Source organism: Microbacterium stercoris (assembly GCF_017592545.1).
Lineage (GTDB): Bacteria > Actinomycetota > Actinomycetes > Actinomycetales > Microbacteriaceae > Microbacterium > Microbacterium stercoris.
Window position 1 is genome coordinate 529,635 of the sequence record NZ_JAGFOA010000002.1, and the last position, 21,966, is coordinate 551,600.

Here is a 21,966-nt window from a genome sequence, read left to right on the forward strand (position 1 = left end):
GGTCATTCCTCGGCGGGCTCGGACGAGGCGGCGCGCAGACGGGCACGGGCCAGGCGCGACGGGATGTGGCGGGGCCGGATCGACGACTGCCGTCGTGCGATGGCGGCGGCCTCCGCCTCGTCGTCGCCGAAGTAGCCGCCGGCGAGAGCCGCAGCCCCGCGGTCGAGCGCCTCCGCGAGCGAACCGTGCACGTCGGCGCCGATGATCGAGACCAGGCGATCCTCGTGCGCGCGCAGCTCGGCGTGGCACTGCGCCAGCACGTCCCACCCGGCCTCGGTCAGGCTCACGAGCCGGATCCGCCGATTCGACGGGTGCGAGCCCCGGTCGACGAGCCCGGCGTCGATGAGCTCGTTGGACACGGTGTGCGCGGCCTGGGCGCTCACGAAGGTGCGTCGGGCGAGCTGAGCGTTCGACAGCGGCAGCCCCTCGCCGAGCACCTGGAGCACGAAGAACTGCGACAGGGTGACCCCGTGCGCCAGCGCCGTGTTCTCGGCGAAGCGGTTCAGAGCACGGGCGAGGCGGTACGCGGTGTAGTTGAGCCGCGTCGTCGCCGGTTCGCCGCGCGGATCCCGCACGATGTCATCCACCTTGAGACTGTATCGCGCCGGGGGATCACCATCGTCGCGTCATCGTCCGTCGGCGCGGCTCAGGCGGGGAACGCGAGCCGGAACAGCAGGTCGCGCAGCACGGCCTGCTCGTCATCGTCGAGCACGGAGAGGGTGCCGCGTTCGGCGGCGTTGACGGCGGCCTCGGCGCGCGCGTGGGTGCGGCGACCCTCGGCGGTGGCGACGACCACCTTCGCGCGTCGGTCGTTCGGGTCCGCCTCGCGGGAGACGAGTTCTCGCTGCTGCAGATCGTCGACGAGGGCGACGACCTGGCTGGGGTCGAGACGGAGGTACTCGGCGATGTCGCGCTGGGACAGCCGTGCCTCGGATACGGCAAGGGCGAGCACGGTGTACGACCGCACCCGCAGGCCGTGCTCGGCGAGCGCCGCATGGGTGGCCGCGAGCGAGTTCGCGTTGGCTCGCGCGAGGAGGAAGGCGGTATCGCTCAGCAGTGGCCCGCCGGTGCGCAGATCGCTCGTCATGATCCGACTCTAACAAGATGGACGGAATCAATCGTTGACATTCTCAAGAATATGCGGTTGCCTGATGGCGATCGAAGGAGAATCCCCATGACGCTCACCGGCAAAGTCGCCATCGTCACCGGATCGGGCCGAGGCCTCGGCCTGGCCTACGCCCAGGAGCTCGCCCGGCAGGGTGCGTCCGTCGTCATCAACGATGTGGACGAGTCGACCGCCGCCACCGCCGTCGATTCCATCGTGTCGGCGGGAGGGCACGCCACCGCGGTCGTCGCCCCCGTCGGGCCCACCGAGACGGCGAAAGCGCTCGTCGACGCCGCATTCGACACCTACGGGCGCCTCGACATCGTCGTCACGAACGCCGGCGTACTGCGCGACACCGTGCTGTGGAAGATGAGCGACGACGACTTCGACACCGTCATCGGCGTGCACCTGCGCGGCACGTTCACCGTCGTGCGCGAGGCGGCGACCCGCCTGCGCGAGCAGGGCGAGGGCGGCCGGATCATCGCGATCGGCTCCCCGACGGGGCAGCGCGGCAACTTCGGCCAGACGAACTACGCGGCCGCCAAGGCGGGCATCGTGGGCATGGTGCGCACGTGGGCGATGGAGCTCAAGAAGGCCGGCATCACCGTGAACGCGGTGATCCCGGTGGCCGCCACCGCCATGACCGCCACCGTGCCGTACTTCGCGGCCGCGGTCGAGGCCGACGAGAAGGGCGAGCCGATGCCCGCCTTCTTCCGCCACGACCTCGGCTTCGGCACCTCCGCGGATGTCGCGGGGCTCGTCGCCTACCTCGCCTCCGATGCGGCCGCGGGAGTCACGGGACAGGCGGTCGGCATCGGCGGCGATCGGCTCCAGCTCTGGTCGCATCCGGAGCCCGTGGCGACGGCCTATCGCGAAGGCGGATGGACGTACGAGGCGCTGACCGAGTCGTTCGCCGACGCGGTGGGCGAGCTGCAGACGGTGGGGGAGAGCTTCCCGCCGCTTCCGGAAGCGCTCCAGCGGGGCTGACGCGGTGAAGCGCTACGAGCCGGCGATCGATCTCGACGCGATCGAGGCCATCGACACCCACGTGCACATCGAGATCGACGCGCACGGCCACTCGTCGCTGCCGGCCGACCTCCAGGAGGCGGCGAGCCGCTACTTCCGCACGGACGGCCCGCGCCCCGACCTCGATGCGATCGCCGGCTACTACCGCGAGCGCCGGATGGCGGCCGTGGTGTTCACGGTGGACGCCGCGACGAACCTCGGCCAGCCGCCCATCTCGAGCGCCGAGATCGCCGAGGGTGCCGCTCGCAACAACGACGTGCTCATCCCGTACGGCTCGGTCGATCCGCTGCGCGCGGACGCCGCCGACCGCATCCGGCGCCTCATCGACGACCACGGTGTGCGCGGCTTCAAGTTCCACCCGACTGTGCAGGGCTTCTCGCCCGACGACGCCCGCTTCTTCCCGCTCTACGCGCTCCTCGAGGACGCGGGCGTCCCCGCGCTGTTCCACACCGGGCAGACGGGCATCGGCGCCGGCATGCCGGGCGGTCGCGGTCTGCGCCTCGCGCTGTCGAACCCGATGCTGCTCGACGAGGTGGCCGCGGCCTTCCCGCGCCTGCAGATCGTGATGGCCCATCCCTCCGTGCCCTGGCAGGATGAGGCGCTCGCGGTCGCCACGCACAAGCACTCGACCTGGATCGACCTGTCGGGCTGGAGCCCGAAGTACTTCCCAGCTGAGCTGGTGCGGCACGCGAACACGCTGCTGAAGGACCGGATCCTGTTCGGCTCCGACTTCCCGCTGCTCACGCCCGACCGCTGGATCCGGGACGCCGAGTCCGCCGACCTGTTCCGCCCGGAGGTGCTTCCCGGGATCATGAAGCACAACGCCGCCCGTCTGCTGGGGCTGACGTGAGCGGCGACGTGCTCGAGCGGCTGGGCTTCGCCGAGCGCCACCTGAGCGCCGCGGCGAGGGCCGTCTTCGACGAGCTGTCCCACACGCTCGCCCGCGACGTGGTGCCGCTGCTCGCCGACGCCTGGGACGCCGCGACCATGCCGCCCGAGGTGATCGACGCCCTTGCGCCCCTGCGCCTGATGGACCCGCCGGGCGTGGAGCCTGGGGAGGCCGACTCGAGCCTGTTCAGCGGCTTCCGCTGCTTCACCCTCGCGCGGGCCGACGTCTCGGTCGCGACGATCTACACGGCTCAGGCAGGCCTGTTCCGCACCACGATCCGCCACGGCGGATCGCCCGAGCAGGTCGAAGAGTGGGATCCGCTTGTGCGCTCCTTCGAGAAGCGCGGGGTGTTCTGCCTCACCGAGCCGGACCACGGATCCGACATCGCCGGCGGGCTCGCCACGCGCGCCCGCCGCGAGGGGGACACGTGGGTCATCGACGGCGAGAAGCGCTGGATCGGCGGCGCCGATGCCGCCGACGTGCTGGCGGTGTTCGCCCGCGACGAGGCCGACGGGCAGGTCAAGGCCTTCCTCGTCGACCGCCACGCCCCGGGTGTGGAGCTGCGGATCATCACCGGCAAGGTCTCGCTGCGTCCCGTGCAGAACGCGCACATCACCCTGCGCGGCGTGCGGGTGGCCGAGGAACGGCGCCTGGGAGGCGTGAACTCCTGGCGCGACGTGGCGGCCCTGCTGCGTCGGATGCGCTCGGATGTCGCCTGGATCGCCACCGGGCTGCAGGCGGGCGCCCTCGATGCGGCGATCCGCTATACGACCGCGCGGCAGCAGTTCGGCCGTCCGCTGGGCGGCTTCCAGCTCGTGCAGGAGAAGCTCGCCCGGATGCTCGGCAACACCACGTCCTCGCTCGCCCTGGTGACCGCGCTGTCGGCGAACCAGGACGCCGGGACCTGGAGCGACGAGAACTCGGCCCTGGCCAAGATGGTCACCGCCGAGCGTGCGCGGGAGACCGCCGCGCTCGCCCGGGAGGTGCTCGGCGGCAACGGACTGCTGCTCGAGCACGACGCCGCACGGTTCTTCGCCGACGCGGAGGCCGTCTACTCCTACGAGGGCACACACGAGATCAACGCCCTCATCGTCGGACGCTCGCTCACGGGCGCATCCGCTTTCGCCTGAACCACCGCTGGGAGGAAACATGACCACCACCGCCACTTTCGACGAACTCACCTCGCTCGCCGGCCGCGACCTCGGATGGACCGAGTGGGCAGAGATCGACCAGGACCGCGTGAACACCTTCGCCGACGCCGTCGACGACCACCAGTGGATCCACACCGATCCGGAGCGCGCGAAGGAGGGGCCCTTCGGCGGCGCCATCGCGCACGGCTTCCTGACCCTGTCGCTGGCGACCCGGTTCTGGAGCGAGCTGCTCGAGGTCGAGGGCGTCGGCACCAAGGTCAACTACGGTCTCGACAAGGTGCGCTTCATCTCGCCCGTGCCGGTCGGCTCCCGGATCCGCATGAACGCCGTGATCGCGGAGGTCGAGGAGGTCAAGGGCGACGGGGTGCAGTTCACCGTCGACCAGACCTTCGAGATCGAAGGCGCCGGACGTCCCGCCGTCGCAGCCCGCGGGCTGTACCGCTTCTACCGCTGACATCCGCATTCCCCCCCCGACCGCACTCGATGACGAGGAGCCCCATGTCCTACCCGGGGATCGGCACCTGGCCCGCTCGTCGGCGCGCCAGGACGCCCGACAAGACCGCACTGGTGTTCGGCGATGAGTCGTTCACCTACCGCGAGTTCGCCGACGCGGCGGACCGCGTCGCGACCCTTCTCGCCCTGCACGGCATCGGCCGCGGCGACGCGGTCGCCTACGTGGGCGAGAACAGCCCCGAGTTCCTGTTCACCCTCTTCGGCGCGGCCCGGCTCGGCGCCGTGTTCGTCCCCGTGAACACGCGACTCGCCCCGCCCGAGGTGACCCACGTGCTCGCCGACAGCGGCACCCGGCTCGTCATCTGCGACCCGGAGCTGTGGGACAAGGTCGCACCGGGCATCGAGGAGCGCGGCATCACCAGCGCCATCCCGACCGGGCACGGCGACGAGGCCGATCCGGGGCTGACGCGCCTGCTGGGCGAGATCGACGCGGGCACCGCGCCGGTCGACGACGCCGGCGCGCCGGAGGATCCCGTGGTGTACATGTACACGTCCGGCACCACCGGGCGATCCAAGGGCGCCGTGCTCACCAACGCCAACCTCACGTGGGTGTCGTTGAACTGCATCCTCGACTACGACCTCCTCTCGAGCGAGGTCGCGCTGCTCATCTCGCCCCTCTTCCACGCCGCCGCGCTCGGGATGGGCGCGCTGCCCCTCGTGCTCAAGGGCGGCACGATCGTGCTCGAGAGGCGCTTCGACCCGGGCCGCGCGCTGTCGCTCATCCAGCGGCACGGCGTGACCATGCTCAGCGGAGTGCCCACCACCTACCAGCTGCTCGCGGATCATCCCGACTGGGCGGCGACCGACCTCGCGAGCCTGCGCCGGCTCACCTGCGGCGGATCGGCGGTGCCCACGCGCATCCTCGACATCTACGAAGCCCGAGGGCTGAGCTTCACGCAGGGGTACGGCATGACCGAGACCTCGCCCGGGCACACCGCGCTCACCGCCGAGCACACCCGGGACAAGCAGGGCAGCGTCGGGCTGCCGCACTTCTTCAGCGCCGTGCGGATCGCCGGCGACGACGGCCTGCCCGCCGCGATCGGCGAGGTCGGCGAGATCGAGGCGCGGGGACCGAACGTGTTCCCCGGGTACCTCAATCTGCCCGAGGTGAATGCGGGAGCCTTCACCGATGACGGCTGGTTCCGCACGGGCGACATGGGCTACCTCGACGCCGAGGGGTTCCTCTTCATCGCCGACCGGCTGAAGGACCTGATCATCTCGGGCGGCGAGAACATCTACCCGGCCGAGGTCGAGAACCACCTGTTCGACATCGAGGGCGTCACGGGGGCCGCCGTCATCGGCGTGCCCGACGAGAAGTGGGGCGAGGTGCCCTGGGCGGTGCTCACGGTGCAGCCGGGCGTCGAGGTGAGCACCCAGGATGTCCAGGAGCACCTGGCGGGCCGGATCGCGCGGTTCAAGATCCCGAAGAACGTGGTGATCGTCGACGAGCTGCCGCGCACCGCGTCGGGCAAGGTGCGCAAGGCCGACCTGCGGGCCCGCTTCGGCGGGGCGGCGGCCGCCACGACCCGCCCGATCGGCACGGGGATCCCGTGGCAGACCGAGACCGTGCGGACGGTGGGCGAGAATCCCGTCGCCCGGCGACGCCGCTGACTCAGGCGATGGGGGCGAGGTAGCTCTCGGCCCACGCCGCGATGATCCGGGCCGCCCGCGCGGCCTGTCCCTTGCCCGTGAGGAAGTGCCCCGCGCCCTCGAGATCGACGAAGCTGCGCGGATGCGTGGCCTCGAAGAAGATCTCCTGCGCGTTGGTGATCGGCACCATCTCGTCCTGGGGGTCGTGCAGGATCAGGAGCGCGGTGCGCAGGCGCCCGATGACCTGGGAGAGGTCGGTCGCGCGGAGGTCGTCGATGAAGCCCTTGCGCAGGGTCAGCTCGCGGCCGCCGATGCGCCACTCCGCCTCGCCCTGATCCATCACGAGCTCGGCGATGTCCTGGAAGTTGTGCTCGGCGTGCTGCGGCTCATACGGGGCGCCGACGGTGGCCACCGCCCTCACATCCGGGCACTGCTCGGCCGCCGCGAGCACCGCGGCACCGCCGAACGAGTGGCCCACGAGCAGCGACACCGGCTTGCCCTGCTCGGCGAGGAAGCGGGTCGCGGCGACCGTGTCGGCGACCTTCAGCGAGAACGACGAGTCGGCCCAGTCGCCGCCGGAGCCGCCCAGACCGAGGTTGTCGAAGCGCAGCATGCCGATGCCGGCCGCGGCGAGGCCCTTCGAGATGCGTGAGGCGGCGGGGCTGTCCTTGCCGAGCGTCAGCCCGTGGCTGAACACACCCCATCCCTTCACCGGCCCCTCCGGCACCTCGAGCACCCCGCTGAGCAGAGGACCGGACGTGGAAGCGAACTGAACGGGCTGGCTCGTCATGGATCCATCGTGGCAGTCCTGACCGTCACTGCGTCGCGCGATCCTCCGTGAGCGGGCCGAGCACGCGGTAGCGCGCGGTGAGGAAGTCCTTGTTCTGCGCCGTCTCGAGCAGCTCCAGGTCGAGACGGCGAGGGAGGATCGCCGCGCCCGCTCCCAGCGTGACCGGCGCGAGGTAGACGATCACCTCGTCGAGCAGCCCGGCATCCGCGAACGCGCCCGCGAGCTCGCCGCCGCCGACGACCCAGAGGTCTTTGCCGCCCGCGGCCGCGACCATCTCCTCGTGCACGGCACGCACATCGCCCGACCGGAAGCGCACGTCGGCCTGCGGCACCGGCGGGGGCGCGAGTTCGCGCGTCGTCATGACCCAGGCGGGCATCGTGTAGAACCACTCGTCGGGGAAGTGTCGACGCACCCACTCGTAGGTGGTCGACCCCATGACGATCGCGCCGATGTCCGCGACGAACGCGTCGTAGTTGAGCGGGCCGGACTGATCCTGATCCTGCCTCATCAGCCAGTCGAGCGAGTGATCGGGATCAGCGAGGAAGCCATCGAGCGTGGCCGCCGTGTAGTAGGTGAGCTTCGCCATGCGACGAGTGTGCACCGGGCCACCGACATCCGCGGCCGAGGCGAGATGTCAGACGAGCAGCTGGTGCCGCGCGAGGTCGCGATAGAGCGGGGTCGAGGCGACCAGCTCGCCATGGGTGCCCTGCCCCACGACCTGGCCCTTCTCGAGAACGACGATTCGGTCGCTGTCGATCACGGTCGACAGGCGGTGCGCGATCACGATCAGCGTGCGCCCCTCGGCGACCGCGTCGATGGCATCGCGCATCAGCTGCTCGTTGAGCCCGTCGAGCGACGACGTCGACTCGTCGAGCAGCAGGATCGGCGGCGCCGCCAGCAGCGCTCGGGCGATCGCCAGGCGCTGGCGCTCGCCGCCTGACAGCATCACACCGTCCTCTCCGACCGGGGTGTCGATCCCGAGCGGTGAGCGGTCGATGACCGAGCCGAGGTTCACGGCGCGCAGCACGCGCTCGCAGTCGGCCGCCGTAGCGTCGGGGGAGGCCAGGCGCAGGTTGTCGGCGATCGTGCCCGCGAGTGTGGGAGCGTCCTGCTCGACGTACCCGAACCGTGAGCGGAGGTCGTCGCGCGACAGCTCGCGGGCATCCTGTCCGTCGAGCTCGATGACGCCCGCCGTCGGATCGTAGAAGCGCTCGAGAAGGGCGAGGATGGTCGACTTGCCGGCGCCGCTGGGCCCCACGAGCGCGACGCGTGACCCGCGCGGCACCTCGAAGGTCACGCCCCGCAGCACGTCGTCGGTGGTGGTGGTCTCATCGAGCGGCACGTGCGCCTCGGACTCCGCCTGGGCGCGGGCCGCAACGGCCGCCTCGGGGTAGCGGAAGCGCACGTCGCGGAAGGCGATCGCCGGCGCGCCGGCGACCGGCGCGACGGGGCGCGCGCCCTGATCCTGCGCGTCCTCCGTGGGGAGATCCAGCACCTCCTGGATGCGCCCGAGCGCGCCGAGCGCCTGGCCCACCGACGCGATCGCGCCGAACGCCTGGCCCAGGGGCATCACGAGCAGCAGCAGGAACATCACGAAGGTCACGAGGCTCGAGACGGCCACGGCGCCGGAGGCGACGCGCATCCCGCCCACGCCCAGCACCACGAGCATCGACGCCTGCAGCGCGACGCCCGCGATCGGCACCACGAGCGCCGACGCCTTGGCGACCTCGACGCCCGCGTCGTACGCCTCCGTGGCCTTCGTCGTGACCGCCCGCTCCTCGCGTGCGGTGGCTCCCGCGGCGCGGATCGTGCGCACGGCCCCGATGGCCCGCTCGATGCCGCTCGTGAGCTCGCCCACCAGGGTCTGCTGCCGCGCGGTCGCCCGGCGCATCCGGCCGCTGAGCGACACCACCGCGAGCACGCTGAGACCCAGCACTCCGACGATCGCGCACAGCAGGATCGGATCGATCAGCAGCATCGCGATCAGGGCGCCCACGAAGATCAGGACACCGCCGACGCTGTCGGCGAGCCCCTGCGTCAGCACGGCGTAGAGCATGGTCGTGTCGGTTCCGACCCGGGAGACGAGGTCGCCCGTGCGCCGGGCGTCGAACTCCGAGATCGGCAGATGGAGGATGCGCGCGATCAGCCGGCGACGGCTCGACAGCACCACCGCCGTGCCGGTGCGCTGCAGGAGGAAGTGCTGATAGGCGCTGATCGCCGACGACACGACGACGAAGCCCACAAGCGCCCAGACCAGCAGCCCGAGCGCCTCGCCCGCCTGCACGCGCTCGATGACCTGACCGATCAGCAGCGGCTGCACGAGCGTCGCGACGGCGGCCAGCACGCTCAGCACCGACACCCACACCAGCGTGCGCTTGTGCTCGAAGACGAACGGCAGCAGCTGCTTCAGGGTCGCGCGCGGCCCGTCGTCCTTCGTGGGGCGGGCGAACGGGGATCGGCGGGAGCGCGTCTCGGACACGTCACTCATTTTCGGCCGAACTTCTTGTGAGCCGCCTGCTTGCTGATGCCGAGCGCCGTGGCGATGGCCTCCCACGAATAGCCCCGCACGCGCGCGCGACGCACCTGCGCCTCCTCCTCGCGGCTGAGCTCGCGGCGCTGCTCGGCGATGCGGAAGAGCGCGGGGATCGGATCTCCTCCGTCGGCCGCCTGGATCGTCTCGGTCATGCGGTCAACTTTAGTTGACTTCTGGGGGATCCGGGGGTGGATCCGCTTCGCCCTCAGCGAAGGGCGCGCGCGGCGCTCTCAGTCACAGTCACGGTGATCCTCCTAGTGAGTGCTGCGGCCTCATGCGACCACCATCCGCTGAAAACGCCGGGCACGGCTTCGATCCAAGGACGCGCCGCTGATCCACAACGAAGCGACCAGTCCCACTCCGGCGATGATCACGATCGTCACCGGATGGGTTTCCGCAGTCTGCGTGGTGGCGAGTATTGCCAGGGGGATCATCACGACGATGAGCAACAGGGCCTGGGTCCCCACCTCCCGCAGCAGCTGGCGCTCACCGTTGTGCTCGTCTCCCCACGCATAGGGCAGAAAGGCCGCGAAGAACACCGCGCATGCCGAGGTCCATATCGCCACGGTGAACCCGAACGCGAGACGCCAGATGATCCCGTCGGCGCTCATGCAGACGAGTACGACGGCGTAGCCAACGGCCAGCGCGGCACCGATGGCCATCGGCGCGAAGGCCCGTCCCATCAGAGCCTGCACGCCTCGGACCCGCGCGGTGATCTCCTGCCAAGACCTCGTGCCATCTCTTGAGATGGAGTTATGCGCGTCCATGGCGATGAAGGCGATGGCGCCGAAAACGAGCACGTCTATGGCTGATGAGCGCGTGGCGGGAAGAGCCCACACGAAGGCAGCTACCAGGATCAGCACCGCGAAGTTCACGATCGCCTCGCGTGGTGCGCGCGCATCGTGAACCCAGGCTGAACGCTGACGAAGAATGATCGCGGCCAGGAGCCCATCGCCGATGACGTTGCGTCGCAGGCCTCGTGCCGGCGCCCGCGCTTCCAGCGAGCGCGTGGCCTCGCCGGCGATGAGGAGCACACTCAGGCAAGACGTGACCAGGGTGCCCGTGAGAGCTGCGAAGAGAGCAGACCACAATTGCGGCCCGCGATCAGTTCCCATCGCCGACCATGGAGCGCCAAACGGGGACCATGAGAGGGTGCGTGCGGCCAGATCGGTGACGGGCGACAGGTCACCGAGCACACCAGAGGCGAGCCACACCACAGCGGACGCCGTTGCAGCCAGAGCACCGGTCGCGATGCGGATCCCGGCCCTCGCGGCGCTCGCGACGCGCCCCAGAACGTAGAGGGCGCCGACTGACAGCAACGACGCCGCGGCCGCCGCGACCATGCCCCAAGCTGAGGCACCGCCCGCCCAACGTTGCAGAGCTATGGCGATCACGAACGCCACAAGAGCGGCGAAGGGAATGCTAACCGCGGCATCGATTGCTGCTGCGAGGACGAGCTCGCGCGTGGAAAGGCGATAGCGCCGCAGATTCACCGGCAGCATTGTGCGCCCTCCCGGCGCCATCAGCGGCAGGACGAAGAACAGCAGGGAGATCGCGGCGCCCGTCCACGGCAGGCTTTGAGCATGCTCTTGCACAGTCAAGACATAGGCGAATGCGGCCCATGTCGCACCTGCGAGGAAGACAAGTGCAGGAAACACCTTTCGGGGACCGCCCGAGAGCCAGGCCTGCAACGACGCGAGCTTCAGCGTGAGAAGGGCGTGAGCCATCCAAGTCCTTTCAACGAGACTCTCTGGGCGTTCGTCGCCTCGGCGAAAATCTGATGCAGCCGTCGAGAATGAGAGATCTCGTCCACTGCGCCTTCGGCGACGATCTTCCCCTTGTCGAGAATGACGTAGCTGTCACACGCGCGTTCGATCATCTCGAGGTTGTGCGTCGAGAGAAGGACAGCTCCTCCGCGACGCGCGAACTCGCGCAGGATGTCAATGATCACAACCTGCGATGGAGGGTCAACCGCCTCGAGCGGCTCATCGAGCAGTATTGCGCGTGGCGCGTGAATCAGAGCCGCGCCGACATGCACCTTCTTGCGCATCCCGGTAGAGAACTCCTCGACGGTCCGATGCATATCGGCCTCGAGCCCCAGGACCGTCAAGATGCTTTCACTCCGAAGCATCGCCTCGCGACGTGATACCCCGTAGAGCATCGCTGAAGTCGTCAGAAGCGCATGAGCGGACAGCGTGTCGTAGGAGCGGAAATCCTCGATCTGAACACCCAGCACATGTGCGTCAGCCGAGCGAAGCTCTCGGCCCTCGTAGCGGACTTCGCCCGAGTCGGGGCGGATGAAGCCCGCCATGATCGATAAGAGCGTCGTCTTCCCTGCGCCGTTGCTGCCTGCAAGGCCGGTCACTGCGCCGTGGGGCACGCCAAGTGAAACATCGTCGAGCGCGTATCTGCGCCCGAAGGACTTCGATACGTGCTCAACGGCAATCATCTGCGCATCAGCTCCTCGGTCGTTCATCGGGGAAAGGAACGAGCGGGCGGTGATTGCCTCACCGCCCGCCCAAAGGATCAACGCGCGGCGGTGGCCGGAACGAAGACCAGCACACCAGCAATACCGGATCCTCTTACTCGGCGGCCGCGAGATGCGGCGCACCCCCTCCTCATCCGTGGCTTTCGCGGCCTTTGAGTGGTGTACGCCGATCAGGCAGTGACCGGCAGGTGCGGATTGCCGTGGGCGGGAAAGTTCGACAACGCACCTGCGTGATGATCATGGGGAGATCGACGGAGGTCAGTTCGATCGCTCTGTTCATCCGGTCCGCGCAGCGGCAGGGTGGATCCATCGCAACCCGCATCGAAGGAGGATCACCATGGAGCTTCGACCTTTCGGACGCCTGGGCCGCGTCAGCGCGCTGACGCTGGGCGGCGGCGGGATCGGCGGGGTCTGGGGCGCGACCGATCGCGCCGAGGCGATCGCCACCGTGCACGCCGCGCTCGACGGCGGCATCACGCATCTCGATGTCGCGCCGAGCTACGGCACGGGCTCCGAGGCCGAGGTGGTGGTCGGGGAGGCCCTGCGCGGCTGGAGCGGCGCGGCCCCGCTGCTCACGACCAAGGTGCAGGTGCACGACGACGAGGTCGCCGACCCGGTGGAGCGGATCCGAGAGAGCCTCACCGAGAGCCTGCGTCGCCTCGGCCGCGAGCACCTCGATCTGCTGCTCGTGCACAGCCAGCTGCGCCGCGCCGGTGCCACCGAGCCCTCCCACAACATGATCGGCGTGGATCGCTGCGCCGAGCTCGTCGTCCCCGAGCTCGTCCGCCTGCGCGACGCCGGCACGATCCGCGCCTGGGGCATCACCGGATGCGGCCATCCCGATGCGGTGCACGCGGCCCTCACGGCGAGCGAGCGCCCCGACGCCGTGCAGGTCGTGGTCAACGCGCTCGACCTGCCCGGCGACATGTGGATGCTGGGCGACGAGCCGCGGCCCTCGCAGGAGGAGCAGATCGCGTCGGCGGCGGACGCCGGTGTGGCGGTCATCGGCATCCGGGCGGTGGGGGCGGGGGCGTTCACGGGCCGCATCGATCGCGCCGTCGATGCGGACAGCACCGTCGCCCGCGACTTCGCACGCGCGGCCGGGTTCCGGGCGCTGGCGGCCGAGCTCGGCGAGGAGCCCCAGGATCTCGCCCATCGCTGGGCGCTCACCGCTCCCGATGTCGCGACCGTGGTGCTGGGCGTCAAGAACCGCGCCGAGCTCGAGGCCTGCCTCGAGGCGGAACGCCGAGGCCCGCTCGCGCCCGACGTGTTCGACGCGATCGCCGCGCTCCGCCGGGACGCGCGGGTCTGAGCCGGGCGGCGTCAGCCGATCGTCGGGATGGCCGCGAGCAGGCGCCGCGTGTAGGGGTGCTGCGGGCGGCGCAGCACGTCGTCGGTGGCGCCGCGCTCGACGATCTCGCCGTCCTTCATCACCGCGACGGTGTCGCACAGCGACTGCACAACGCCGATGTCGTGCGACACCATGACCAGCGTGAGCCCGTCGCGTCGGCGCAGCTCCGCGAGCAGGCCCAGGATCTGCGCCCGCACCGTCACGTCGAGGGCGGAGAGCGGCTCGTCGCCGATCAGCACCTTCGGCCGGTGGGCGATGGCGCGCGCGAGCGCGATGCGCTGGCGCTGGCCGCCGGAGAACTCGTGCGGGTATCGGTCGGCCATCTCGGGTTCGAGACCCACGTCCTCCAGCACCTCGCGCACCCGGGCCGCGTGGTCGCCCTCGATGCCCAGCGCCCAGAGGGGCTCGGACACGATCCGCTCGATCGTCATGCGGGGGTCGAGCGACGCATAGGGATCCTGGAACACGATGCCCGTCTCGCGGCGGAGCCAGTGCAGGCTCCGCGCCGAGGCGCGGGCGTCCACCGTTCGCCCGTCGAAGGACACGGATCCTCCGCTCGGCTGGTCGAGACCGAGCAGCAGGCGGATGAGCGTGGACTTGCCCGATCCGGACTCGCCGATGATGCCGACGGCCTCGCCGTCCGCGATCTCGATGTCGGTCGGCGCGAGCGCCACGGTCTCCCGCCGCGGGGCGAAGAGGTTCTCGCGGGGCAGCGTGTAGCGGCGCGTGAGGCCGTGCGCGGTGATCATGTGCCGGGCCTCCAGAGCGTGGCGGTGGCGTCGCGCAGCAGTCCCCGGGTCACGGGATGCGCGGGGGCGGTGAGCAGCTGCGATACCTCGCCGGATTCCACCACCTTGCCGTCCTCGAGCACCACACCGTGGGTGGCCACCTGCGACAGCACGGCGAGGTCGTGGGTGATGAAGACCAGCGACATGCCGCTGTCGGACACAAGATGGAGCAGCAGCTGCAGGATCTCGGCCTGGATCGTGACGTCGAGCGCCGTGGTGGGCTCATCGGCGATGAGCAGCCGCGGCTCGCACGCGAGGGCCATCGCGATCGCCACGCGCTGCCGCTGCCCGCCCGAGAGCTGGTGCGGGTAGCGCTTCACGATGCCCTCGGGATCGGGCAGCATCACGCGGCGGGCCTCGTCGATCGCGGTCTCGCGCGCCTGTGCGCGGGTGACGCGGTGATGGATCCGCACCGATTCGGCGATCTGTCGTCCCACGGTGCGGATCGGGTTGAGCGCGGTCTGCGGCTCCTGGAAGACCATGCCGATCTCGTCGCCGCGCAGGGCGGCGAGGTCGCGGTCGCGCAGGCCGATGAGCTCGCGGCCGTTCCACCGGATCGAGCCCCGCGCGGTCGCCCCCTGGGGGAGCAGCCCCAGGATCGCGAGCGCGGTCAGCGACTTCCCCGAGCCGGACTCGCCGATCAGGCCGATGCGCGCGCCGTCGGGCACTGAGAACGAGACGCCGTCGACGACGCGCCGGTCGCCGATCTCGATGACGAGGTCGCGCACCTCGAGCGTCATGCGACCACTCCCGGGGTGGTGTGGGCGATGGCCTTCGGGCCGTGCGTGCGGCCCTGCAGGGTCGGATCCGTCGCCTCGCGGAGGGCATCGCCGAGCAGGTTCAGGGCGAGCACCGTGAGCGTGATCGCGAGGCCCGGCCACACCACGGACAGCGGATGGATCTGCAGGTACTTCTGCAGCTCGCTCAGCAGGAGCCCCCAGGACGGCTCGGTCACCGCGGCGCCGAAGCCGAGGTACGACAGGCCGGTCTCGGCGAGCACCGCGACCGCCATCGACCAGGACAGCTGCACGATGAACACGGGCGCCACGTTCGGCAGCAGGTGCACGCGCAGGTTCTGCAGCGGGGTCAGGCCCGCGGCGCGCCCCGCGAGAACGTAATCGGCGCCCCGCACCCGGCGCAGCTCGGGGCGCGTGACGCGTGCGATCGAGACGCCGAACCCGATGCCGACCGACCAGACGACGACCCAGAGCGATCCGCCCCAGACCGCCGAGATCATCATCGCGATCAGCAGCACGGGGAACGCGATGAGGATGTCGATGACGACCGCCACCGCCTCGCGCGTCCACCGGGGCGTGAGTGCACCGACCGAGGCCAGCAGCACGCCGACCGCGGTCGCCACGAGCCCCGCGCCGATCGCGACGAGCAGGGTCGTGCGGGCGCCGGCCATCAGCAGGCTCAGGATGTCGCGGCCCGTGCCGTCGGTGCCGAGCAGGTGCGGCCAGCCCGGCCCTCCCCAGCGCGCCGCGATGTCGACCGTCTTCGGATCGAAGGGCGTCCAGACGAGCGAGGTCAGCGCCATCAGCGCGATCGCGCCGAGCACGATCAGGCCGAAGCGGCCCGTCGCGAGGCGCCACAGGTGCCGCGCGGTTCTGCGGAGGGCGCCGGTCATGTCGCCTCCCGCTGGCGGGGGTCGATCGCGTGATGCACGAGGTCGACGACGAAGCCGATCAGCAGCACGAATCCGGTGAGCACCAGCAGTTCTCCCTGCACCATCGTGAGGTCGCGTGATCCGACATCGGTCGCGAGCATGCGGCCGATCCCCGGCAGGTTGAAGACGAGCTCGATGACGACCGCGCCGACGAGGATGCCGGCGACCTGCAGGCCCAGCACGGTCACGATCGAGAGTCCGACCGAGGGCAGGCCGTGACGCAGGAGGGCCTGCGTGCGCGTGAGGCCCTTGGCGGCGCCCGTGCGAACGAAATCCTGGCCGGCGGCCAGCAGCGTCGCGCTGCGTACGAACCGCAGGAGCATCGCCCCCTCGATGACGCCGATCGTGACCGCGGGGAGGATCAGCGAACGCAGCGCGAGATCCGGGGTCGACCAGCCGGTGCGGGGGAAGCCCTGCGCCGGAAACCAGCCCAGCATCACCGCGAACACCACGATCAGCATCAGTCCCGCCCACACCGCGGGCACCGCGGCGAGGCCCTGCGCCACCACGGAGATCGCCGTGCCGTCTGCGCGCCCGCGGCGCAGGGCGGACAGCACGCCGAACGGCACCGCGATGAGCAGGGCCACCAGCATGGCGAGCAGCCCCAGGGGCACGGTGATCTGCGCCTTCGCCCAGAGCTGGTCGGCGACCGGCGCGCCCGTCAGCAGCGACGATCCGAGGTCTCCGCGCAGCACCCCTCCGATCCACGACAGGTACTGCGCGAGGAGGGGCTCATCGAGCCCGAGCCTCTCCCGGATGCCGGCGACGGCCTCGGGAGAGCTCTCGGTGCCCGCGATGAGCTGAGCGACGTCGCCGGGCAGCACTCGCAGCACCGCGAAGATCACCGCGCTCGCGACGAGCAGGCCCACCGCGAGCAGGATCAGCCGCGTCGCGACATAGCGGATCATGGGGAGAGACTACGGTCCTGTGTGCGGCGTGGGGCGGCGGATCCGGATCAGCCCGCGACCGTGACGGCCGACAGGTTCAGTCGCGAGTTGGTCGAGTCGGTCGGAAAACCGCTCACCGTGTCGCCGATGGCCGTGATCGGCTCGACGGTGTACAGCCAGTCCGCCGCGTGATCCTCGGAGACGATGCGCGCAGCCTGGGCCAGGAGCTCGGCCGACTCGTCGGCGTCGAGCGTGGCCATGGCCTCGGCGTACAGCTCCTGCACCTCGGCGTTGTCGTAGCCGAAGTAGTAGGCGGGGTTCGCGAAGTTCTCGAAGTCGCGCGGCTCGACGTGCAGCACGAAGCTCAGGTCGTAGTCGTGGTTGGTGTAGACGTCCTCGAGCCACGTCGGGAACTCCACGGTCTCGACCTTCAGCTCGACGCCCACCTCGTGGTACGCCGAGACGAGGAACGTCGGGATCGTGGTGCTGTAGTGGCTCGGGATCGTGAGGGTCAGCTCGAGGTCGTCCTGACCGGCTTCCTTCAGCAGCTCCTTGGCGCGCTCCGGGTCGAACGGCACGAGCTCGGAGAGATCCTCGTACCCCGGGTCCAGAGCCGGAATCGGACCGAACTGGGTCACGGCCCCGCCGAGGGCCTCGGCGAGCGCGTCGTGATCGACGGCGAGGCGCAGCGCCTCGCGCACCTTCGGGTCATCCAGGGGAGCCTTGGCGTTGTTGAACGCCAGCGTGCCCTTGTCGGTCGACTTGCCGTGGGCGAGCGTGAAGCCCGCCTGTCCGTCGAGCTGGGGCGCGAGATCGGGCAGCACGGCCGTCAGAACGTCGACGCTCCCGTCGAGCGCGGCGTTCACGCCGGCGGTGCTGTCGGGGATGTACACCAGCTCGACCTTCGCGACGCCGGCCTTCTCGCCCCAGTAGTCGGCGTTGCGCGCGAGCGTGCCGCCGTCGCCCTTGGTCCAGCTGGCGAGCGTGAAGGGGCCCGTGCCGTTGGCGGCCGTCTTCATGTCGGTGTCGTCGCCCTCATCGAGCACGATTCCGGCGGGACCCGTGAGCGAGAACAGCAGGTTCTGGTTCGGCTCGTCGAGCGTGAGCACAACGGTGCCCTCCTCGGGCGACGAGACGGACACCACATGAGAGAGCTGCGCGTTGCCGTTGACGGTCTTGTCGGTGCGCGCGGTCTCGAGCGAGGTGACCACGTCGGAGGCGGTGAGATCTCCGCCCGAGTGGAAGGTGACGCCCTCCTCGAGCGTGAAGGTGTACGTGAGGCCGTCCGGCGACACCTCCCACTCAGAGGCCAGCGCGGGGGCGATCTCGTTCTGCGGTGTGCGCGTCACCAGGCCCTGGTACACGTTGTCCAGCAGCACCTGCTCGAGTGCCGCCCCGGCCTGGTGACGGATGTCGAGGTTGGTGGGCTCGAGCACGAGGCCCACGCGCAGCGTGGCGTCGGGGTCGGGCTTGCCGGTGGCCGTCTCGCCTCCGCCGGACTGCGCCGAGGTGCAGCCCGCGAGCGCGAGCGCGCCGATCGCCACCGCGGCGAGGGCGGTGCGGCGGATGACGGTGGGAAGAGTGAGCATGGTGTCCTTCTGTGCGTTTATGCGTTCGGGTCAGAAGTTCGAGTCAGGAGTTCGGGCAGATGCGGAGATCAGCGCCGCCAGTTCGACGGGCGCCACCTCCTGGACGTTGTGGGGCGCATCCACCGAGACCACGGTGGCGTGCGGCAGTCGAGCGGCGAAGTCGGCGGCGGCCGTCTCGTCGACGAATCCGCGCGTGCCCCGGATCAGCGTGATCGGCGCGGCGACGGCCGCCAGGTCGCTCCAGCCGCTCCCGTCGACGATCGGCGCCGGCGGGTTCGCTGTGGCAGCGGAGGGGAGGGCCTGCGCGGCGAGGCGGGCGAAGTGGTGCTTCCATTCGACCCGGCCGTCCTCTCGCACGCGGGTGTTGTGGAAGACGCCCCGGGCCGTGTCCTCGCGCGAGCCGCCGAGGCCGAACGACAGGGCGTGGTCGGTGACGTCGTCGCGCGTGGCGAAGTCGGTGACCTCGTAGAACCGGCGCAGGGCGGCCGAACCCTCGCCGCCGGCGGCGTCCGGCGTGATGTCGACCAGCAGCAGGCGCGTCACGAGATCGGGCCGGTCGGCGGCGACGGCGGCGGCCGTCAGGCCCCCGAGCGACTGGCCCACCAGCACAACCGGGGCGTCGGCCCATTCCTCGATCGCGCGGATCGCATCGGGCGCGAGCGTGCGGGGCCGGTAGTCGGCGTCGTCGCGCCAGGACGAGTCGCCGTGGCCCGGCAGATCGAGGGCCAGCGCCGAGGCGCCCGGAGCGGCGGCGCACAGCGCGATCGCGGTCGTGTCCCACGTGTGGGCGTTCAGACCCGCCCCGTGCAGCAGCACCACCCGGGGGGTTCCGGTGCCGAAGCGGAGGGCGCTCAGGGTGCGTCCGTCGGCGAGCGCTAGATTCACACGCGCGGCGCCCGGGGCCTCCGAGCCGAGGCGCGCGGCTTGACCGGGAAGGAACGAGAACTCGTTCTCCGTCATGTCGACCTGCCTTCGCTGTGTGCGCGGCGGATGCGCGGCGCGTCACCATTGTAACGCCCGCGGCGCGGCGTCGAGAAATCGCGGATCAATGTGCCCAAGTTCAACGGATAGCTTTGAGCTGATCTTCCATAACGAAACGAATGAGTTGGGCATCTTGATCCCGGCCCTTTCGCGCGCGACCCCGACTCTGCGCTCCGCGAGATCGGTAGGCTGTGTGCATGAGCTCGGAGCGCGTGCACCTGTCGAAGTCGGAGCCCACCGCGTACAAGGCGCTCGACGCCTTCTCGAGGGAGGTGGGCCGGATCGCGCGTGCGAACGGCATCGACGATCGTCTCAAGGAGCTCGTCCTTCTGCACTGCTCGCAGCTCAACGGCTGCGCCTACTGCACGCGGGTGCACGTCGACCGCGCGGTCGCCGCGGGCGTCGGCGTCGACGAGATCGCGCAGCTGCCGGTCTGGCGCGAGTCGGGCGTGTTCTCGGAGCGGGAACGCGCGGGCCTCGAGCTCGCCGAGGCGCACACCTTCATCCATCGCGACGGCATCTCCGACGAGGTCTATGACCGCGTGGGGGCGGTGCTGAGCGAGAAGGAGTACCTCGGGATCAGCTGGCTGTCGATCTCGATCAACGCCTTCAACCGCGTCGTCATCGCGGGCCGGTACCCGGTGCCTCCGGTTCAGCAGTGAATGTCGTGCGATGACGCAGGAAGGTTAGGCAACCCTCACCGCGGGTCTACACTGGAAGGACCATGACGTCCGTTCAGCTCCGCATCGATGGCGCGCCGGCCCCGGAGGCCGCCGCGCACAGCGCGCGCGCCTGCCGCGCTTCGCGTCACTCGCGCACACAGCACCTCATCACGGCCGACGAGCACTCGCTCGTCGATCTCGAGATGCTGCTCGCGACGCTGCCGATCTGCGCCACGGGTCGTGTGTTCATTGAGGTGCCCGACGCATCCTGGATCTCTCCCGTCGCCGCTCCCGCCCGGATGGTGGTCGCCTGGCTCGACCGCTCCGCCCGCACGGGCGCGCCTGGCACGGGGCGCGCCTGCGCTCCCGGTGCCGCGCTCACGCGCGCGGTGACGGCGTGGGCCGATGAGATGCTCTGCGCCGACGACGACGAGACGCGCATCGACCTGCTGGGCGGATTCCTGGGCACGGCCGACATCGCCGACCACCTCGTCGAGCACCTCGGTGTGGCGCCCGAGCGCATCCGCACCCCCGAGCGATACGGCCTGGCTCTCGGCCGCTGACACCCCGATCAGCGGGGGCGGCGCCGCACGTAGTTGCCGGCGACGAGCCCCGCGGCGATCTCGAACCTGTTGCGCGTCGCGTCGCGCCCTGACAGCAGGTACAGCAGGGGCATAAGGAAGCCGTAGCGGCGCCACTGCGCCTTGTGCACGGCCTCGTGCCGCAACACGGCCTCTCCGAGCGGTGTGTCGCCGGTGAGGAAGCAGCCTCCCACACACACTCCTCCGCGCGGGAACGCCCAGCGGGGGAGGCCGCGGAACACCCAGAGCCCCGCGCGGCGCTCGACGCGGCCGGTGCTCCACAGCGAGCCCCACAGCCATCCGACGGCGGTGCCCCACCAGAACCCCACGAGGCTGATCGGGGAGTCGAGCAGGACGGGCGGGATGAGCCGGTCGATCCGATCCCCGGTGCGCAGCGCCCGCTCCGCACGGATGCGGATCGTCTCCGGCAGCGAGCCGAGGTCGGCATGCGGGTGGCGGGAGGCGAGGTCGTGTGCGACCTCGGTCATGCGAGCGCTCCGATGATGCGCAGGATGGTGCCGAGATCCTCGACGGCGGCGGCCGGCGTACGGGGCGTGAAGCCCGCGATGGTCGCACCCGCCAGCGGCACCCGGGCGCGCACGGCGCCGATCGCGGCGACGAGCTGGGCGGGTGTGAGGCCGAACGGCTCGGCCCACGAGACGCCCGTGATCTCGGCCGGGTCCAGCACGTCGAGGTCGACGTGGATGTACACGCGGCGCGCGCCCGTGGCCGCGACGGCCTCGGCCAGCGCCTGCGGGTCGACCAGATCGGACGGTGCGAGTGTGGTCAGGGAGGAGGCCGCCAGGTGCTCGTCCTCCTCGGGGTCGAGCATGCGCACACCGGCCAGCACCACGTGCGCGGGATCCACCGCGCCCGTGGCGAGCGAGAGGCCCTCGGCACCCTCACCCAGCACCGAGCGCAGCGCCATGCCGGCAAGCGCGCCGGATGGGGAGGTCTCGGGGGTGTGCAGGTCGGCGTGCGCGTCGAACCAGAGCACTGCGAGCGGGCCCTCTCCCGCCTCCGCCACGTGGCCGATCGCTCCCACCGACACCGAGCAGTCGCCGCCGATGACGATCGCTGGCGGCTCGACGTCGGCGAGCGCGGTGGACAGCGCGATGCGCGTGCGCAGCAGCGCGCTCGCCCGCTGCACCCCGGTGCCCAGCTGCTCGCCCGCCTCCAGCGGCACGTCGACGAAGGTGCACGCCGACCGTGGCAGATCGCCCGCGATCGCCTCGGCCCCGTCGACATGCGCCATCGCGCGCGACGACGGCGAACCCTGCCATTGCGGCACCACTACGAACCGAGCCATAGCTCTCATCCTGCCCCGGATCGGCATCGGGCGGTGGAAGATCCGCGGGCCGCGAACGACGCGA

The 21,966-nt window shown here is 70.6% G+C and carries 24 protein-coding genes; 8 read left to right on the top strand and 16 right to left on the bottom strand.

The features are described from left to right. Positions 1–2: 2 nt before the first annotated feature. Both J5V96_RS06650 and J5V96_RS06655 read right to left on the bottom strand, forming a co-directional pair. Positions 3–587, bottom strand: a complete 585-nt coding sequence (locus tag J5V96_RS06650; RefSeq protein WP_208501939.1) for a MarR family winged helix-turn-helix transcriptional regulator — start codon at positions 585–587, stop codon at positions 3–5. Between the two features lie 59 nt (positions 588–646). Further along, the gene (locus J5V96_RS06655) at positions 647–1,087 is read right to left on the bottom strand and encodes a MarR family winged helix-turn-helix transcriptional regulator (RefSeq protein ID WP_208501941.1); all 441 of its coding nucleotides are present in this window, start codon (positions 1,085–1,087) and stop codon (positions 647–649) included. Positions 1,088–1,174: 87 nt separating this feature from the next. Between J5V96_RS06655 and J5V96_RS06660 the strand changes: the two genes are divergently transcribed. Genes J5V96_RS06660 through J5V96_RS06680 form a run of 5 tightly spaced genes read left to right on the top strand, consistent with a single transcriptional unit; the run spans position 1,175 to position 6,295 of the window. Continuing rightward, positions 1,175–2,092, top strand: a complete 918-nt coding sequence (locus J5V96_RS06660; RefSeq protein ID WP_208501943.1) for an SDR family oxidoreductase — start codon at positions 1,175–1,177, stop codon at positions 2,090–2,092. 4 nt (positions 2,093–2,096) lie between these two features. Beyond that, positions 2,097–2,981, top strand: a complete 885-nt coding sequence (locus J5V96_RS06665) for an amidohydrolase family protein (protein WP_208501946.1) — start codon at positions 2,097–2,099, stop codon at positions 2,979–2,981. Then, a complete protein-coding gene (locus J5V96_RS06670; RefSeq protein WP_307793546.1) occupies positions 2,978–4,150 on the top strand; it encodes an acyl-CoA dehydrogenase family protein in 1,173 nt (390 codons plus the stop codon). Before J5V96_RS06665 ends, J5V96_RS06670 begins: the two co-directional genes overlap by 4 nt. A 19-nt stretch (positions 4,151–4,169) precedes the next feature. Continuing rightward, on the top strand, positions 4,170–4,625 hold the full coding sequence (locus J5V96_RS06675) for a MaoC family dehydratase (RefSeq protein ID WP_208501948.1): 456 nt from the start codon (positions 4,170–4,172) through the stop codon (positions 4,623–4,625). 44 nt (positions 4,626–4,669) lie between these two features. Further along, a complete protein-coding gene (locus J5V96_RS06680) occupies positions 4,670–6,295 on the top strand; it encodes an acyl-CoA synthetase (protein WP_208501950.1) in 1,626 nt (541 codons plus the stop codon). 1 nt (position 6,296) lies between these two features. Here J5V96_RS06680 and J5V96_RS06685 read toward each other — a convergent pair whose 3' ends face one another. The 6 genes from J5V96_RS06685 to J5V96_RS06710 form a co-directional block, all read right to left on the bottom strand. Further along, positions 6,297–7,064 carry an alpha/beta hydrolase family protein gene (locus J5V96_RS06685; protein WP_208501952.1) on the bottom strand — a complete coding sequence of 256 codons (768 nt, stop codon included), beginning with the start codon at positions 7,062–7,064 and terminating at the stop codon, positions 6,297–6,299. A gap of 25 nt (positions 7,065–7,089) precedes the next feature. Next, the gene (locus J5V96_RS06690; protein WP_208501954.1) at positions 7,090–7,650 is read right to left on the bottom strand and encodes a dihydrofolate reductase family protein; all 561 of its coding nucleotides are present in this window, start codon (positions 7,648–7,650) and stop codon (positions 7,090–7,092) included. A 48-nt stretch (positions 7,651–7,698) separates the two neighbouring features. Continuing rightward, positions 7,699–9,552 (bottom strand): ABC transporter ATP-binding protein, encoded by a 1,854-nt coding sequence (locus J5V96_RS06695; RefSeq protein ID WP_208501955.1) that lies wholly within the window; start codon positions 9,550–9,552, stop codon positions 7,699–7,701. After that, complete coding sequence (locus tag J5V96_RS06700) at positions 9,549–9,749, bottom strand: AsnC family protein (RefSeq protein ID WP_208501957.1); 201 nt, start codon at positions 9,747–9,749, stop codon at positions 9,549–9,551. The genes J5V96_RS06695 and J5V96_RS06700 overlap by 4 nt, the downstream gene beginning before the upstream one ends. A gap of 120 nt (positions 9,750–9,869) precedes the next feature. Next, on the bottom strand, positions 9,870–11,324 hold the full coding sequence (locus J5V96_RS06705; protein ID WP_208501959.1) for a hypothetical protein: 1,455 nt from the start codon (positions 11,322–11,324) through the stop codon (positions 9,870–9,872). Next, positions 11,300–12,073: an ABC transporter ATP-binding protein gene (locus tag J5V96_RS06710; protein WP_208501961.1), complete on the bottom strand. Its 774-nt coding sequence runs from the start codon at positions 12,071–12,073 to the stop codon at positions 11,300–11,302. Before J5V96_RS06710 ends, J5V96_RS06705 begins: the two co-directional genes overlap by 25 nt. Before the next feature lie 349 nt (positions 12,074–12,422). Here J5V96_RS06710 and J5V96_RS06715 point away from each other — a divergent pair, with 349 nt between their 5' ends. Further along, positions 12,423–13,397, top strand: a complete 975-nt coding sequence (locus J5V96_RS06715; protein WP_208501963.1) for an aldo/keto reductase — start codon at positions 12,423–12,425, stop codon at positions 13,395–13,397. A gap of 11 nt (positions 13,398–13,408) precedes the next feature. Here the strand turns inward: J5V96_RS06715 and J5V96_RS06720 are convergent, their stop codons facing one another. From J5V96_RS06720 to J5V96_RS06745, 6 genes are read right to left on the bottom strand one after another with little or no spacing between them, the layout of a single operon-like run. Further along, a complete protein-coding gene (locus J5V96_RS06720; RefSeq protein ID WP_208501965.1) occupies positions 13,409–14,185 on the bottom strand; it encodes an ABC transporter ATP-binding protein in 777 nt (258 codons plus the stop codon). Further along, positions 14,182–14,964, bottom strand: coding sequence for an ABC transporter ATP-binding protein (locus J5V96_RS06725; RefSeq protein ID WP_208501967.1), 783 nt, complete (start codon positions 14,962–14,964; stop codon positions 14,182–14,184). Before J5V96_RS06725 ends, J5V96_RS06720 begins: the two co-directional genes overlap by 4 nt. Beyond that, positions 14,961–15,854, bottom strand: a complete 894-nt coding sequence (locus J5V96_RS06730; protein ID WP_208501969.1) for an ABC transporter permease — start codon at positions 15,852–15,854, stop codon at positions 14,961–14,963. Before J5V96_RS06730 ends, J5V96_RS06725 begins: the two co-directional genes overlap by 4 nt. Continuing rightward, positions 15,851–16,801, bottom strand: a complete 951-nt coding sequence (locus tag J5V96_RS06735) for an ABC transporter permease (protein ID WP_208501971.1) — start codon at positions 16,799–16,801, stop codon at positions 15,851–15,853. The genes J5V96_RS06730 and J5V96_RS06735 overlap by 4 nt, the downstream gene beginning before the upstream one ends. Positions 16,802–16,848: 47 nt before the next feature. Next, entirely contained in the window at positions 16,849–18,369 is a 1,521-nt protein-coding gene (locus J5V96_RS06740; protein WP_208501973.1) for an ABC transporter substrate-binding protein, read from the bottom strand. A gap of 30 nt (positions 18,370–18,399) precedes the next feature. Beyond that, the gene (locus J5V96_RS06745; RefSeq protein WP_208501975.1) at positions 18,400–19,329 is read right to left on the bottom strand and encodes an alpha/beta fold hydrolase; all 930 of its coding nucleotides are present in this window, start codon (positions 19,327–19,329) and stop codon (positions 18,400–18,402) included. A 218-nt stretch (positions 19,330–19,547) separates the two neighbouring features. Between J5V96_RS06745 and J5V96_RS06750 the strand changes: the two genes are divergently transcribed. Further along, on the top strand, positions 19,548–20,012 hold the full coding sequence (locus tag J5V96_RS06750) for a carboxymuconolactone decarboxylase family protein (protein WP_208501977.1): 465 nt from the start codon (positions 19,548–19,550) through the stop codon (positions 20,010–20,012). A 62-nt stretch (positions 20,013–20,074) separates the two neighbouring features. Continuing rightward, positions 20,075–20,575: an SIP domain-containing protein gene (locus J5V96_RS06755; RefSeq protein WP_208501978.1), complete on the top strand. Its 501-nt coding sequence runs from the start codon at positions 20,075–20,077 to the stop codon at positions 20,573–20,575. An 8-nt stretch (positions 20,576–20,583) separates the two neighbouring features. On the opposite strand, the gene J5V96_RS06760 is transcribed toward J5V96_RS06755, so the two are convergent. Together J5V96_RS06760 and J5V96_RS06765 are read right to left on the bottom strand one after the other, a co-directional pair. Continuing rightward, positions 20,584–21,081: a Fe-S oxidoreductase gene (locus J5V96_RS06760; RefSeq protein ID WP_236014537.1), complete on the bottom strand. Its 498-nt coding sequence runs from the start codon at positions 21,079–21,081 to the stop codon at positions 20,584–20,586. After that, positions 21,078–21,902 (bottom strand): arginase family protein, encoded by an 825-nt coding sequence (locus J5V96_RS06765; protein WP_208501980.1) that lies wholly within the window; start codon positions 21,900–21,902, stop codon positions 21,078–21,080. The genes J5V96_RS06760 and J5V96_RS06765 overlap by 4 nt, the downstream gene beginning before the upstream one ends. Between the last annotated feature and the right edge of the window lie 64 nt (positions 21,903–21,966).